This window comes from Pantoea sp. E2023-21 (genome assembly GCF_051302795.1).
In the GTDB taxonomy this organism is placed as follows: domain Bacteria; phylum Pseudomonadota; class Gammaproteobacteria; order Enterobacterales; family Enterobacteriaceae; genus Pantoea; species Pantoea ludwigii_A.
This window is the reverse complement of sequence record NZ_CP195345.1, coordinates 770,233-783,950: the sequence shown is the minus strand read 5'-3', so window position 1 is coordinate 783,950 and position 13,718 is coordinate 770,233. Positions and strand designations below refer to the sequence as shown.

Genomic DNA, 13,718 nt, shown 5'->3' with positions numbered 1-13,718 from the left:
GCGACCTTTTTATCGGTATCCTGGATCAACGCAGCAGCTGAGTAATCCCCCACAGCGCTAATGCATGATCGTCTTCAGACGGTAAACCGCTGATAGTGACTGCTCCGATGATCGCGCCCTGAGAAGTTAGCAGCGGGAAGGAGCCACCGTGATCGGTGTAATCTTCCTGGCGAGTATAGCCCTGCTTTGCCATACGCTCGCCCTTTTGCTCATTAAAAAGCCCCATATACAGGGAAGAGTGGCCAGTCAGCAACACGGTATTGCGCTTGCGACGCATCCATTCCAGGTTTTCTGGGGCGGATCCTGGCAACGAAGCCATAAACAGCACCTGCCCAAATGCATAGACTTCGATAGCCACAGGCGCATTGTCTTCACGCGCGCGCTGCTGGATGCTTTGACCAATTTGCCACGCTAAATCGAAATCAAACTGTGGTAAACGGTGTTCAGCTTCCTGCTGCAGCAGGGTTTCAAGGGACGGGAGCGATGACATGATAGAATCCTCTCAATTTGAAATTAATTTTCCATATTTTATAACATGAAATATATCTTTCGCTTGTGATGAGGTTCTCACTTCAGATTGCGCTAACCGGGATCGCGCCGTAATGCACTGCAAGCCAAACCGTTGGGCCGCTGCTGTCAGTCCAGTTGACGCGATGGCGGCAGCCGGCAGGAATCGCCAAAAAATCGCCGACCTGCAAGAGACGCTCCTGCACTTCCCCTTCCAGCTGCAATCCTGCCGATCCTTGTAAAACGATCACCCATTCACCTTGGGTCTGACAGTACCAGAAATCGGGTGGACTGGTTTGTCCGGTTGAAACGATGCGTTCGATATGTAGATTGGGCTGCGTCAGCAGCGCTTCAAAACTCTCTGCACTGCCTTGCTGGGCGGGTAAATCGCGAAACAGGTTGCTTATCATCGCGCGGGCTCGACATTTAATGAAATCAGCTTGAAATGTAACGCAGGCTTCACCCAAAAGCCTCACAGAATTTCGCGCCGCGGATTGACGCACCGCATGCAAATCTCCATTATCCTGGCCACCATTGGCTGCATGGAGCGTGAAGGTGTCGGAACTCAGTAATGCATTGCTTGAAGAGATTGTTAGCGAAGTTCGCCCACTCACCCAACAAGGTAAAGTGGCGGATTATATTCCGGCGCTGGCCGACGTGGATGCCGAACAACTCGGCATCGCCATTTGCACGCCTGACGGACGCTGTTTTCAGGCTGGCGATGCCGCGACGCGCTTCTCCATCCAATCGATTTCGAAAGTGTTGTCGCTCAGCGTGGCGCTGACCTTGTATGAAGATGGCGAGATCTGGCAGCGCGTTGGCAAAGAACCGTCCGGCCAGGCGTTTAACTCGCTGGTGCAGCTGGAGCTCGAACACGGTAAACCGCGCAATCCGTTTATCAATGCCGGTGCGCTGGTGATGTGCGACCTGCTGGAAAGCCGCCTGACAGCACCGCGCCAGCGCATGCTGGAAATTGTGCGTCGTCTGGCGCAGCAAAATGACATTAACTATGACCGCGTAGTGGCGCGTTCCGAATACGAGCATTCAGCCCGCAACGCCGCGATTGCCTGGCTGATGAAATCTTTCGGCAACTTCCATAATGACGTTAGCAAAGTGATGGAAACCTATTTTCATTATTGTTCATTAGCGATGAGCTGCGAAGAGTTGGCGCGGACCTTCCTCTATCTCGCTAATCATGGCCGTACTCAGGATGATGAATCAGCAGTGATTTCACCGCGTCAGGCGCGCCAGGTCAATGCGCTGATGATGACCAGCGGCATGTACGATGGTGCTGGGGAATTCGCCTGGCGCGTGGGCATGCCAGCGAAGTCGGGCGTCGGCGGCGGCATTGTTGCAGTGATCCCAGGCGACATGAGTATTGCCGTTTGGTCGCCCGCGCTGGATCACTCAGGCAACTCCTTAGCGGGCACGGCGCTGCTGGAAAAACTCACCGAGCGGCTAGGAAGGTCGATTTTTTGACGTTCTCTGGCAGATCGGGCTTTCATTAACCGTACAAGCCGTAGCGGCGCAGTTCATTGCGCGACAAATCGCGCCGCTCCGGAATGTGCGCTGATTTGATTCGGTGCTTAACTGACAGGCATTCCGCCATTCATGCCGCTGCCGGGTGATGGTGTTTCTTTATTGTTTTTATAAGGTTGCATTAAGGTTAACAGCCGCACCGCTTTAAGTGACTATTTTCAAAAGGTGCGAATTTTTTCTTAAATAGCCTCTATTTTTTTAACCCATCAACGTCAATCGCGTTACACTTCCGCCTCATTTACGGAATCATCCACTAGCAACCATGACGTTTACACATCACTTTCGCCAGCGTTTAACTGCCTGCGTCGCCATTGTGGCGGTGCTGCTGCTGTTCGTCGCGCCGATTGTGTCGAAAACTTTAATGGAGCGTCAAAGCCAGATGCTGGCGATGCCGCAGCACAGCATGATGGATAGCTCAATGCACCATCATGAAAGGGTGATGGCGGATATGCCAATGCCCGGCATGAGCCATCACATGATGGACGACGGCGAGTTTGCCTGCGGCTACTGCGATCTGCTGGTGCATGTCCCACTGCTGATGTGGGTGTTTATTCCGTTCATCTGGCTGATGATGGTGATCTCGCGCGCGCCGCCGCTGCCACATGTGGTTGCGCCGATTGTGCGTCGCTTCAGTTGCATTCATCGACCGCGCGCCCCGCCTGCACCGTTTCCCTACTGACCACATTTATTGCAGCGTTCGCTCCGCTTGAGCGATGCGCTAAGACAATTTCTTTTAGGAAGGAAGACGGCTTTGTCTGCTGCTCACTCTGCAGCACCGCGCGGCGCGGTGCTTAATTTGCTACGTCGCTTACATTTTTACATCGGCCTGTTTGTCGCCCCGTTCATCTTCGTTGCGGCACTCAGCGGCACGCTTTATGTGTTAACGCCCCAACTGGAAAACCTGATTTATGCCGATGCGCTAACCGCCGAACCGCACGGCGATGCACAGCCGCTATCCGCGCAAATCAGCGCCGCTCGCGCCTATGTGGGCGAAAAAAAACATATTTATGCGGTGCGTCCTGCGCCGGGCGCAACAGACACCACGCGGGTGCAATTTAGCGACGCCACGCTCGGTGCCTCGCTGTCGCGCGCGGTGTTTATCGATCCCTACAGTCTGAAAGTTAAGGGCGATATGCCGGTGTACGGTACCAGCGGCGTGTTGCCGCTGCGCACTACCCTCGACTTGCTGCACAGCAGCCTGCTGCTTGGCGATTTTGGTCGCAATTACAGCGAATTGGCGGCGTCCTGGCTGTGGGTGGCCGCTCTTGGCGGCGTGGTGCTGTGGCTGGGAACACGTCCGAAACGTAAGCTGAAGCAGCCGCGTAGCGGCTTCACTTTCAGCCGCCACTGGCACATTACGCTCGGTCTGACGCTGGTAATCGGTTTAGTGTTCTTCTCGATGACAGGATTGACCTGGTCGCAGTGGGCAGGCGGCAATATTGATCGCATGCGTAGCGAACTGAACTGGCTGACGCCACAGGTCAATACCGCGCTGAACAGCGATGCGCCTGCTGCGCCTGCCGATCCGCATGCCGATCACATGTCGGATATGGATATGTCGGGCATGAGCATGCCGATGTCGTCCATGACCAAACCGGCGGCAGCAGCCAAACCGGTGCGCAATAATGCCGCCGATGCCGACTGGGATCGCGTGCTGAATGTCGCGCGTCAGGATGGACTGAGCGCGGCGAAGCTCGAAATACGTCAACCGAGAAACGTGGATAACGCGTGGGCAGTGACGGAAATCGATCGTAGCTGGCCAACGAAAGTGGATGCGGTATCGGTGAATCCGCAGGATTTTAGCGTGGTGGATCACGTCTACTTTGCCCAATTCCCGCTGGTGGCGAAGCTGACGCGCTGGGGCGTGGATGCGCATATGGGCGTGCTGTTTGGTTTGCCTAATCAGTTGCTGCTGGCGTTCTTTGGCCTCGGCTTATGCAGCATGATTGTGTTCGGTTATCGCATGTGGTGGATTCGTCGGCCTAAAGATGTGGAAGCGAATCCGGCACTAACCCTGACCGAAACCTGGATGGCGTTGCCGCATTACGCCAAAGGTGCCTGGCTGATGGTCGCGCTGGTACTGGGTTATGCGCTGCCGGTAATGGGTGCGAGTTTGCTGGCGTTCCTGCTGCTGGACATCTTGCGCTGGCGTAAACAGCAACGCGCGCCGTTTGATGAAGCCGCGCTGCTGGCATCACAACAGTCACCGCTTGGCATTATTCGTGCGCGATTTGCCGTGAAACGTAAAGAGATGCGCTACTTCCTGCGCGGTTTGTTCATCCTGGCGCTGATTGTCGGCACCGTGATGAGCAATGCGATTATCGGCGGCGTCATCGATCAATATGGCATTCCGTTCAGCCATTGGTCGCTGACCATGTACATCACGCAAGGCTTCATGATTGCGTTGTATACCACGGTATTTACCGCGCTCACCTCAATTCCGCTGTGGTATTTCTTCCTCGGCGAAAAGGATGATCGGGGATAATGTAAAACGGTGCTCTGTGTTGTAGCGGCGCAATTTATTGCGCGATAAATCGCGCCGCTACAGTACGTGCAGATATGCGATTAAAAATCCGCCTTTAACACCACGCGATAATTCGCCTTACCGGCGCGCAGATGTTCCAGCGCGTCATTTATCTGCGACATGGGGAACTCTTCAACCTGCGGCGCAATATCAGTACGCGCAGCTAATTTCAGCAGCGCACGCAGTTGGCCCGGCGATCCGGTCGATGAACCGGTTAATGCGCGGTCGCCGACAATCAAACTAAATGCCGGCACTTCAAACGGCTTCATCACCGCGCCGACGGTGTGGAACGCACCTTTGCGTGCCAGCGCCTGATAATAGGGCTTCCAATCTAAATCCACCGCCACGGTACTGATGATCAGATCAAATTGCCCTGCCATCCCACTTAGCGCTTGCGGATCGCGGCTGTTCACCACGCGATCCGCCCCCATAGCTTTAATCGAATCGGTTTTAGCCGCGGAAGAACTGAATGCGGTGACATGCGCGCCCATCGCCCGCAGCAGCTTGATCGCCATATGCCCCAAACCACCAATACCAATCACACCGACGCGGCTGGTGGCGGAAATATTGTGCATGAGCAAGGGTTTGAACACGGTAATGCCGCCGCACAACAACGGGCCAGCGGTGGCGATATCCAGAGAATCGGGCAGCGGAATCACCCATTGCCAATTAGCGCGCAAGTGACTGGCAAAACCGCCGTGATTATTGATGGTGGATGTTTTACCGTTTTCGCAATTTACCTGATCGCCTTCAATGCAGGCATCGCAGTGCTGGCAGCTTTTCGCCGTCCAGCCAATGCCCACGCGCTGGCCTATCTGCAACCCTTTATTTTGCGCCGCATCACCCAACGCCACCACGCGGCCAATCACTTCGTGACCTGCAATCAGCGGATAGCGCGAACCGCCCCATTCGTTATCGATCATCGACAAATCAGAATGGCAAACGCCGCAATAATCCACTGCAACCTGCACATCTTCGGCGGCCAGTGGACCGGCATCGTATTCGTAAGGCACCAGCGCCTGACCCGCTTGCAGAGCGGCATAGCTGAAAATTTTCATTGCTGTCCTCTAGGTTAGATTGGCTGACAGCAGTTTATCAAAGCACTGCGTAACATTATGCCGAATAATCAGGTGATTAAGATGATGGGTGCTGTTTTGAAGGGAGGGGCGAGCGGTAAAACGGTGCGCAAAATGCGCACCTTGTCATCTGGTATCGCCATTCATGGCGACCTCATTCAAAAATCAGCTTTCAACACGACGCGGTAATTGGCTTTACCAGCACGCACGTGATCCAGTGCTTCATTGATTTTAGACATCGGGAACTCTTCGACCTGCGGAGCGATATCCGCACGCGATGCCAGTTTCATCAGCGAACGCAACTGGCCTGGCGAACCCGTGGATGAACCGGTCACGGCACGATCGCCAGTGATCAGGGTAAACGCAGGTACTTCGAACGGTTTCATCACCGCGCCGACGGTATGGAATTTCCCGTGCGGGGCCAATGCCTTGAAGTACGGCTGCCAATCGAGGTCCACCGCCACCGTGCTGATAATCAAATCAAATTGGCCAGCCAGCGCATTCAGCGCCTGCGGGTCGCGGCTGTTGACCACGCGATCGGCGCCCATCGCTTTAATCGATTCGGTTTTGCTGGCGTTGGAGCTGAAGGCTGTAATTTCTGCCCCCATCGCACGCAGCAATTTAATTGCCATATGGCCCAAACCGCCGATACCAATCACGCCAACGCGGCTCGTCGCGGTGACATGATGCATCAACAACGGCTTGAACACGGTGATGCCGCCGCACAACAGTGGGCCCGCAGAGGTGTAATCCAGCGCTTCTGGTAGCGGGATCACCCATTGCCAATCCGCACGCAGATGGCTGGCGAAACCGCCTTTGTTCATGATGGTTGGCACAGAACCGTTTTCACAGTTAACGTGTTCACCGTTGATACAGGCATTACAGTGCTGACAGCTCTTCGCCGTCCAGCCAATGCCCACACGCTGGCCCACTTTTAAGCCTTTATTTTGCGCCGCATCGCCTAATGCGCTAATGCGACCAATGACTTCATGTCCAGCAATAACGGGATACGAAGAAACGCCCCACTCGTTATCAATCATTGATAGATCTGAGTGGCAAACTCCACAGTAATCGACCTCAACCTGCACCTCTTCAGCTGCCAGTGGACCGGCCTCATATTCATAAGGCACCAGCGCTTCACCCGCATTCAAAGCGGCATAACTTTTGATTTTCATTACTGTCCTCTGTCTCTACGTTTTAAACAGGGCAAGTCTAGCAGAGCAGATTAATCACTCCTGACGATAAATCCGCCACTTAGTTACTTTACGGCGGATAAGGGGAGGAAAAGCATCAAGGGTTAAAGCGGGTCGTGGTTTAGCGGCGTGCGATATGCCACGCGCGCTTCTTCAATCAGTTGGCTGGCGGTTACTGTGGGCGGTAAGCGCAATAATATTCTGCTCGCCTGCCAGTAACAGAGCACCATTAACTCATCGGATTCGCTTTCAGCCATCTCCACCAACCGCTCACGCAGCGTGGGCACGTCCAGCGTTTGTTGCTCATCCATTAATTCAGCAATGGTTTCATTGAGAACCTGATGAATAATCTTCCAGGAGAGATTTGCAAACACAGTGAACCTCGATACTTAACGTTTTGGCTCCAGGCAAATGAATCAAAAATGCTGCAAATAACAAGATTGAAACAAATTTAACTATAGCCGCTTATTTTCTGTGCAATGTCGCTACAGCCCGAGTTTCTTGTAGCTCGCGGATCTATATAACGATTTTTCTTTCACCCCATTTGCCTCCGATGAATGGCCTTGTAACAAAAAAGCACAAGCCCGCACTGGCTGAACGCGCAGCGCTTTGCCAAAGTAAGGCAACTTTTATTGATGCTACAGGGAATTACCATGAGCCAATCCACCGCATTACACGCCGATCCGCTGATTTGGGGCCACGGCCCGGAAGTATTCGAAGTGTTTCTGGAACCTACCTGCCCGTTTTCCGTGCGCGCATTCAACAAATTGGATGCGCTGCTAAAGCTGGTCGGCGAAGAGAAGATGACGTTGAAAATCCGTTTGCAATCGCAACCGTGGCACATGTATTCCGGTGTGATTGTGCGCTACATCCTTGCGGCCTCTACCTTGCCGGAAGGAAAAACGGCTGCCAAAAAGGTGTTACAGGCGGTGGCCGATCATCGTGAGGAGTTCGAGTTTACCGATCATAGCCACGGCCCGAATATGGACGCCACGCCAAATCAGATTCTCGATCGTCTGGAGCGGTATAGCGGCGTCAACGCGCGCGTCCCCTTTCTGCGTGCCGAACTGCAAAATGAGATCAAATGGCACAGCAAATACTCACGTCAAAATGGCATTCACGTTTCACCGACCTTCATCACCAACGGTTTGGTGCAGCTGGATATCGGCAGCGGCGACGACATTGAATCCTGGGCCACACGCATCCTTGCTTAGCCCCTTCAGCGCGGTGTGGCGTTTGGTATGATTTCGCAATAGATTTTTGCTTGCGCCGACTGTTTCAATTCCGATAATCGCTATCTACCTTATTATATAGCGAGAAAGGGAATGCGATTCACACACCTCACCGCGCTGCTGCTTACCGCCGGCGCGGGCTTAAGTCTGCATGCACAAGCCAAGACCGATATCCGCGTCACTTATGCCGGTTCTATGGGCAAAGTGATGGATCAATCTTTAGGTCCAGCGTTTGCCAAACAAAATAACGGTACTTATGAAGGCCAGGGACAGGGCGCTTATGGCATGGCGCGTTTGCTGGCAAGCAAGAAAATCACTGCTGATGTGTTTGTTTCAATCACGCCGGGACCGATGCAGATCCTGAAAGATGCCGGATTGATTGATGAAGCGGTTCCAGTGGCGAGCACCAGCATGGTGGTGGCGTACAGCCGGAAAGGCAAATACGCGCAGCAGTTTGCGCAGGCCAAAAGCAGCAATGCCAGCTGGCTGCAGGTGCTGGCCACGCCGGGCATCAAGTTTGGTCGCACCGATCCGATCAACGATCCTAAAGGTCAGAACATCATCTTCACCCTGCTGCTGGCCGAGAAGTATTATCAGCAGCCGGGCATCGCCGATAAAATTATGGGCGGCTATCAAAACCCGGCGCAAACCCATTTGGAAGGCGGACTGTTGACACGTCTCGAAAGCGGCCAGGTTGATGCGGCTGCCGGTTATGAAAGCGAAGTGATCTCCGCGCATCTGCCGTATGTGGCGCTACCCGACGAGATAAATCTCAGCAATCCGGCGATGGCGAAACAGTGGTACGACACGGTGAGTTTCAGCGTGAAAGACAGCGCAGGCAAAGACAAAGTGCTGCACACACAGCCACTGGTTTATTACGCTGCCGTGCTGAAAAATGCACCGCATGGCGCCGCAGCAGGCAAATCGTTTGTCGATTTTATGCTGAGTCAGCCAGGACAGGCACTGTTTAAACAGAACGGCTATGCCGCGCCGAAAGGCAGTGCGATCTACCCGTAATGAAAACACGTCATGCCACCGCGCTATGGCTTTCACTGCCGACATTGCTGTTGCTGGCGGTGCCTTTTCTCACGCTGATTGGCGTCACAAACTGGCAGCATCTGCAACTGGCGTGGGGCGATGGCAATGCTATCGCTACGTCGCTTGGTTTGGGTGGGATCGCGCTGTTGCTGATTTTTATCAGTGGATTGCCGCTGGCGTGGTGGCTGTCACAGGCACGCGGTCGCGCGCGGTTGATTGCCGAAATACTGGTGATGATTCCGTTGTTGACGCCACCGCTGGCGATGGGAATTTTGTTGGTGAGCGCTTACGGTCCGTATAGCTTGCCGGGTGAACTGCTGGGGAAATTTGGCTGGACGCTAGTCAATAATCCGGCCGCGTTTATTCTGGCGCAATGGTATGGCGCGTTGCCCTACTTCATCACCACCGCGCGCTCAGCGTTTGCCGGTGTACCAAAGGATATTCTGGAAGCAGGCCGCACACTGGGTGCGTCGCCGTGGCAGCGATTTTGGCGTTTGTCGATACCGCTTGCCGCGCCGGGCCTGGCAACAGCCAGCGCACTGGCATGGGCGCGTGCCATGGGCGAGTTTGGCATCGTGATGATTTTTGCCTATTTTCCCCAGGGCATGCCGGTTCAGCTGTATAACAATTTGCAAAACAATGGCATCGATGCGGTGTACGTGCTGCTGTGGTTGCTACTGCTGTTCACCTTACCGATGCCGCTGTTCTGTTTTGCGCTGTCGCGCAGAGTAAAAGGCTAAAGGTGCTCTTGTTGTAGGGTTGCCATTCATGACGACCAGGTGCGCATCAATGCGCACCCGACAAAATAAACACTTACTGAATGGCTTTCAACGCATCCATCGCGCAGGCTTCATCCAGATTGCCGCCCGGTGCGCCGCCGATGCCGATGGCACCCATCACCTGATCGCCACTTTTCACCGGCACACCGCCCGCCAGCAGCAGGAAGCCTGGAATATCACGCATATTCTGCGCACCGGTATTTTTCTGTGCAGCTTCCATCACGTTGCCGCTTGGGTTTTTAGTGCTCAACGCGGTGTAAGCTTTCATCTGGCTGGCTTCAACGGTGTGCGGACCGGCGTTATCCATGCGCTGCACCGCTTTCACCAGGCCAGCACGATCGACCACCGTCACCGTGACGTTATAGTTTTTCGCCGCGCACGACTGAATCGCGGCATTTGCCAGCTTCTGTGCGTCAGCCAGAGACAGGTTGGATTCGGTTAATGCAGCCTGGCTGCCGAAGGAAACGAAGGCCGCCGCAGCGGCCATCAGAAAAAGGCGGATGTTCATGTGTCACTCCTGTTTAATCGTGAGTGACACTTTAAAGCGTGGCTGGAAAAAGAAATATTCGGGCGATTACGGGTTCGGCCTGGTAGTTATACCTGGTTTAACTGCTGCCAGGCGTGAATCAACTGCGCGAGATTATTGAGTTCAAGCTTGGCAAACACCGCCGCGCGATGCGCTTCCACGGTGCGCGGCGATAACGATAAATCACGCGCGATCGCTTTGCTGGTTTGTCCGGCAATCATCAACTGCATCACTTCACTTTCGCGCACCGACAGCAGCGCGAAACGCGCCTGCAAACCCTGCCGCGACTGCCAGCGCTCGGCACGCTGCTCACTTTCGTTGAATGCCAGATGCAGGGTTTCCAACAGCGGTTCAATTTCCAGCGGCTTGGTATAGAACTCAAACGCGCCCTGCCGAAACGCGCGGCGGCAGGCGTCAATAGTGCCGTGGCCGGTCATGATAATGACTGGCAGCAGCGGATGGCGATCGCCCTGCTCCGCCAGCCAGCTCAAGCCGCTGATGCCCGGCATGCGCACATCTAAAAGCAAGCAGCCGCGCAGCGGTTCCTGCGCATGCGTGGCCGCTTCAAATGCAGCCAAATCGGCAAAATCGGCCACGTCATAATCCAGCGTCTTAAGCAGAAAACCGAGCGATTCACGCACGGATAAATCATCATCCACTAACCAAACCTTTGCGACCATTCCGTTACTCCGCCAGTTGGAACATTAAGGTAATCTCCGCGCCGCCTTCAGCGCGATTTGCCAGCCGCAGCTGGCCGTTCATACGTAACATCAAGCTCTCAACCAGCGTCATACCTAATCCCATGCTGTTGGCGCGCGAGCTGTAAAACGGCATGCAAGCCTGCGCTAATCCTTCCGCAGAGAAGCCGGGGCCGTTATCGCTGATGATGATGTTGATGCCCTGTGGAGCGAGCTCAGAAGCAATTTTTACCCATGCATCGGGCCGCCCTTGCTGCATGTGAATGGCGTTTTGCAGCAGGTTATGGAACACCTGCTCCAGCCACTGCGGATCGCTACACACCTTTGCCTGACCGTGATGAAACTGTTGACGCAGCCTGACGTCACCGTCATCCAGCTCTTGTTGCAGCAGCACCGTCACGCGCCGCCACACGACTTCCGGGCTGATGGCGGTCATCGCTACCGGACGTTCGCTAACAATGTCGCGAAAGCGTTGTAGCAACGCCGCCAGACGTTCAGTTTGCAAGTTCATGGCGTTGAGCGCCTGCGGCAAATTCTCGTACTTTCCCTGTTTCAGCAGCAGCTGACTACTGTGCAGCCATGTATTGATGGCCGTCAGCGGTTGATTGATTTCATGAATGATGCCGGCGGTGAACTCGCCCAGCGCTTCACGTCGCGTACGCTGAAAATAGTCCGCACGCAGCCGCATCTCTACATGGTGACGCCAGTGACGCAGCAGCCACCAGCCGAGTCCGCCCATCACCAGCCACAGCAGCAGCGCCAGCACAAACGGCAGTGCATGCAGTGAACGCCAGTCAGGATTGGCGCTGCCTTTGAGTAAAAACGGCTGGTAATGATTGATGAATGGCCGCTGCCATTGCCAGCGCGCCGTATCCGAATAGTTCTCAGCTTTAATTGCAGGCGGCGCCTGAAGATGAAAAGCCAAGGCCAGCGCCACATCCGACGTTTGCAGGGCAAAATGCAAATCGATCAGCATGCGAATCTGGCGATAGGGATTGTAGAGCCAATAACGCCCACCGCTGGCTTCTTCGATACGCGGCGCAGTCAATGGGCGATTAACGGTGTGTTCCAGCAAAACGAGCTGTGGAAACTTCGCCTGCAAAGCAGCGAGATCCTCATCGCCATTGAGCAGCGGCAACAGCGTTTCATTCTGCGTCTGATAGGCGGCAAGGCGGTTAAACTGCTGATTAAAATGTGCTTCACCCACACGCCGCTGCTGCAAAATTTGATCGGCAAATAACGCGATCACACTGAGCAGCGTTAACAGTAGCCAGACCAGCCAATACCTTTTCATCCATGGTCGGTAAGTGTGAGGCATAGGTTTCCGTGGTTAAGCAGTAAAAATCCGCCATGAAGCAGGCCTGACTAAAGTCAAACGTTGTAACCCGCGCCGTAGAGGGATTCAACGACTTTTCCTTGTCCGTCAGCGTTTTCAGAAGTCTACCTGGCATGCGGCTCGCTAAGTGATGATTTGGGAAGGGAGGACGTCGACAACAGATATTGCCCGGCAAGCTGCTGAAGATGCATTTGCGTTTGCATAATCTGTGCCTGGGTAATCTCCTTGCCAGCGGCGCGTTGTGCTTGTAGCTGACGCAGTTGTTCCTCCAGAGGAATCGTTTTATTAAAGGCTTTTTGCATGCCATAAACCGCAGTTTTTAGCTCACTCACCGTCAGATATTTGCCGCGTTTTTCATCCAGTTCATCCAGACGCTGTGAAAGACGTTGCAGTTGTTCCATGCCCTGCTGCCAACCTGCCATTTTCTCAGCAGGCATTGGGTCGGCGTGCAACGGTTTACTCCAGTGCGCAGAGATCGCAGCCACGGCCGTGGCGTCCGGCAGTAATGGATTGGCCTGCTGCTGCGTGAAATAGCCACCAGCAGCGATCAGGGCGCAGAGCAGCAGTGAACTTGTTGCGCCCGCCATAAACATTGGCCAGCGCGAGCGCTGGGGTTTAGGTATATCTGGTGTTGCGGTGGGAGCGTACATCCCGCCGCCGGAAAGCGTATCGGGAGGAGAGAGAGTAGGTGCGTCCGCCGCTTCTTCAACCGACGCAGCGGGTTGAGGCGTATCACTTCGCTGCAGCATCGACAGCGTGCTACTGATCCGATCCCGCAGCGAATCCAGCTGGCTTTGCTGACGCAGCTCAAACCGCTGCAGATGATCGCCCGCTTCACTGAGGAAGTTTGCTGCCTGAATGAGGGGCGCATGATCAGCGAGCGTAAGCGTTTGGCTGCGCAAAAATTGCTGCAGCCTCCGACTCAAACTTGCCAGCAGTTCAGTGCGCGCCTTTTCCGACTGCGGCCAAAACATCGTCCACTCACGCGTGATGAGTGCTACCAGCGTATTCAATCCTTCCGCCATGCCAGCCGCACCCGCAATCTGCGTGCGTGCCAGCGCATACCAAACCGCGCTTTGCAACTCGACACCGTTCTTTTCAAACAGGGTCAGGCAGAGCGTGCAAACCTGCTGCCAATCGACATCCGGACGTGCCGGATGCGATAGCTTCTGCATTTCCTGACGCAGCGCGGCGTATTCTGTGAACGCTCGGGGATCGCCGCCCGTTTTGAGAGAGCGTGGCTGAGATAACGTCATTGCTTAGTTCCATA

15 protein-coding genes are annotated in these 13,718 nt (G+C 54.6%); 6 read left to right on the top strand and 9 right to left on the bottom strand.

Going from position 1 to position 13,718, the window contains the following annotated elements; all coding sequences use genetic code 11:
• Positions 1 to 25: 25 nt before the first annotated feature.
• Together ACRQ84_RS22535 and ACRQ84_RS22530 are read right to left on the bottom strand one after the other, a co-directional pair.
• Entirely contained in the window at positions 26 to 490 is a 465-nt protein-coding gene (locus ACRQ84_RS22535) for a heme-degrading domain-containing protein (RefSeq protein ID WP_064739776.1), read from the bottom strand.
• An 82-nt stretch (positions 491 to 572) separates the two neighbouring features.
• On the bottom strand, positions 573 to 917 hold the full coding sequence (locus ACRQ84_RS22530; protein WP_483818194.1) for a cupin domain-containing protein: 345 nt from the start codon (positions 915 to 917) through the stop codon (positions 573 to 575).
• 145 nt (positions 918 to 1,062) lie between these two features.
• On the opposite strand from ACRQ84_RS22530, the gene glsB reads away from it, so the two are divergent.
• The 3 genes from glsB (at position 1,063) to ACRQ84_RS22515 (ending at position 4,531) form a co-directional block, all read left to right on the top strand.
• A complete protein-coding gene (glsB, locus tag ACRQ84_RS22525) occupies positions 1,063 to 1,986 on the top strand; it encodes a glutaminase B (RefSeq protein WP_483818193.1) in 924 nt (307 codons plus the stop codon).
• Positions 1,987 to 2,308: 322 nt separating this feature from the next.
• Complete coding sequence (locus ACRQ84_RS22520) at positions 2,309 to 2,725, top strand: DUF2946 domain-containing protein (protein WP_064739773.1); 417 nt, start codon at positions 2,309 to 2,311, stop codon at positions 2,723 to 2,725.
• Positions 2,726 to 2,797: 72 nt separating this feature from the next.
• Entirely contained in the window at positions 2,798 to 4,531 is a 1,734-nt protein-coding gene (locus ACRQ84_RS22515; protein ID WP_483818192.1) for a DUF2534 family protein, read from the top strand.
• Between the two features lie 80 nt (positions 4,532 to 4,611).
• Here the strand turns inward: ACRQ84_RS22515 and ahr (ACRQ84_RS22510) are convergent, their stop codons facing one another.
• The 3 genes from ahr (ACRQ84_RS22510) to ACRQ84_RS22500 form a co-directional block, all read right to left on the bottom strand.
• A complete protein-coding gene (gene ahr, locus ACRQ84_RS22510; RefSeq protein ID WP_483818191.1) occupies positions 4,612 to 5,628 on the bottom strand; it encodes an NADPH-dependent aldehyde reductase Ahr in 1,017 nt (338 codons plus the stop codon).
• Between the two features lie 176 nt (positions 5,629 to 5,804).
• On the bottom strand, positions 5,805 to 6,821 hold the full coding sequence (gene ahr / locus ACRQ84_RS22505; RefSeq protein ID WP_483818190.1) for an NADPH-dependent aldehyde reductase Ahr: 1,017 nt from the start codon (positions 6,819 to 6,821) through the stop codon (positions 5,805 to 5,807).
• 122 nt (positions 6,822 to 6,943) lie between these two features.
• Positions 6,944 to 7,213, bottom strand: a complete 270-nt coding sequence (locus ACRQ84_RS22500) for a hypothetical protein (RefSeq protein WP_064739769.1) — start codon at positions 7,211 to 7,213, stop codon at positions 6,944 to 6,946.
• 279 nt (positions 7,214 to 7,492) lie between these two features.
• Here ACRQ84_RS22500 and ACRQ84_RS22495 point away from each other — a divergent pair, with 279 nt between their 5' ends.
• The 3 genes from ACRQ84_RS22495 (at position 7,493) to ACRQ84_RS22485 (ending at position 9,849) form a co-directional block, all read left to right on the top strand.
• Positions 7,493 to 8,053: a thioredoxin gene (locus tag ACRQ84_RS22495; protein WP_483818189.1), complete on the top strand. Its 561-nt coding sequence runs from the start codon at positions 7,493 to 7,495 to the stop codon at positions 8,051 to 8,053.
• A 111-nt stretch (positions 8,054 to 8,164) separates the two neighbouring features.
• Positions 8,165 to 9,088, top strand: a complete 924-nt coding sequence (locus ACRQ84_RS22490; protein WP_483818188.1) for an extracellular solute-binding protein — start codon at positions 8,165 to 8,167, stop codon at positions 9,086 to 9,088.
• Positions 9,088 to 9,849 carry a molybdate ABC transporter permease subunit gene (locus ACRQ84_RS22485; RefSeq protein WP_483818187.1) on the top strand — a complete coding sequence of 254 codons (762 nt, stop codon included), beginning with the start codon at positions 9,088 to 9,090 and terminating at the stop codon, positions 9,847 to 9,849. Before ACRQ84_RS22490 ends, ACRQ84_RS22485 begins: the two co-directional genes overlap by 1 nt.
• Positions 9,850 to 9,922: 73 nt before the next feature.
• On the opposite strand, the gene ACRQ84_RS22480 is transcribed toward ACRQ84_RS22485, so the two are convergent.
• The 4 genes from ACRQ84_RS22480 to ACRQ84_RS22465 form a co-directional block, all read right to left on the bottom strand.
• Positions 9,923 to 10,396 (bottom strand): GlcG/HbpS family heme-binding protein, encoded by a 474-nt coding sequence (locus ACRQ84_RS22480; RefSeq protein WP_483818186.1) that lies wholly within the window; start codon positions 10,394 to 10,396, stop codon positions 9,923 to 9,925.
• Between the two features lie 86 nt (positions 10,397 to 10,482).
• Entirely contained in the window at positions 10,483 to 11,094 is a 612-nt protein-coding gene (locus ACRQ84_RS22475) for a response regulator transcription factor (RefSeq protein WP_483818185.1), read from the bottom strand.
• A gap of 4 nt (positions 11,095 to 11,098) precedes the next feature.
• The gene (locus tag ACRQ84_RS22470; RefSeq protein ID WP_483818184.1) at positions 11,099 to 12,406 is read right to left on the bottom strand and encodes a sensor histidine kinase; all 1,308 of its coding nucleotides are present in this window, start codon (positions 12,404 to 12,406) and stop codon (positions 11,099 to 11,101) included.
• Positions 12,407 to 12,552: 146 nt separating this feature from the next.
• Entirely contained in the window at positions 12,553 to 13,704 is a 1,152-nt protein-coding gene (locus ACRQ84_RS22465) for a VasL domain-containing protein (protein WP_483818183.1), read from the bottom strand.
• Between the last annotated feature and the right edge of the window lie 14 nt (positions 13,705 to 13,718).

Coding starts and splice junctions, on each gene's coding strand:
- ACRQ84_RS22535 (WP_064739776.1), bottom strand. CDS start 490: ATGTCATCGCTCCCGTCCCTTGAAACCCTGCTGCAGCAGGAAGCTGAA.
- ACRQ84_RS22530 (WP_483818194.1), bottom strand. CDS start 917: ATGATAAGCAACCTGTTTCGCGATTTACCCGCCCAGCAAGGCAGTGCA.
- ACRQ84_RS22520 (WP_064739773.1), top strand. CDS start 2,309: ATGACGTTTACACATCACTTTCGCCAGCGTTTAACTGCCTGCGTCGCC.
- ahr (WP_483818191.1), bottom strand. CDS start 5,628: ATGAAAATTTTCAGCTATGCCGCTCTGCAAGCGGGTCAGGCGCTGGTG.
- ahr (WP_483818190.1), bottom strand. CDS start 6,821: ATGAAAATCAAAAGTTATGCCGCTTTGAATGCGGGTGAAGCGCTGGTG.
- ACRQ84_RS22495 (WP_483818189.1), top strand. CDS start 7,493: ATGAGCCAATCCACCGCATTACACGCCGATCCGCTGATTTGGGGCCAC.
- ACRQ84_RS22490 (WP_483818188.1), top strand. CDS start 8,165: ATGCGATTCACACACCTCACCGCGCTGCTGCTTACCGCCGGCGCGGGC.
- ACRQ84_RS22485 (WP_483818187.1), top strand. CDS start 9,088: ATGAAAACACGTCATGCCACCGCGCTATGGCTTTCACTGCCGACATTG.
- ACRQ84_RS22480 (WP_483818186.1), bottom strand. CDS start 10,396: ATGAACATCCGCCTTTTTCTGATGGCCGCTGCGGCGGCCTTCGTTTCC.
- ACRQ84_RS22475 (WP_483818185.1), bottom strand. CDS start 11,094: ATGGTCGCAAAGGTTTGGTTAGTGGATGATGATTTATCCGTGCGTGAA.
- ACRQ84_RS22470 (WP_483818184.1), bottom strand. CDS start 12,406: ATGAAAAGGTATTGGCTGGTCTGGCTACTGTTAACGCTGCTCAGTGTG.
- ACRQ84_RS22465 (WP_483818183.1), bottom strand. CDS start 13,704: ATGACGTTATCTCAGCCACGCTCTCTCAAAACGGGCGGCGATCCCCGA.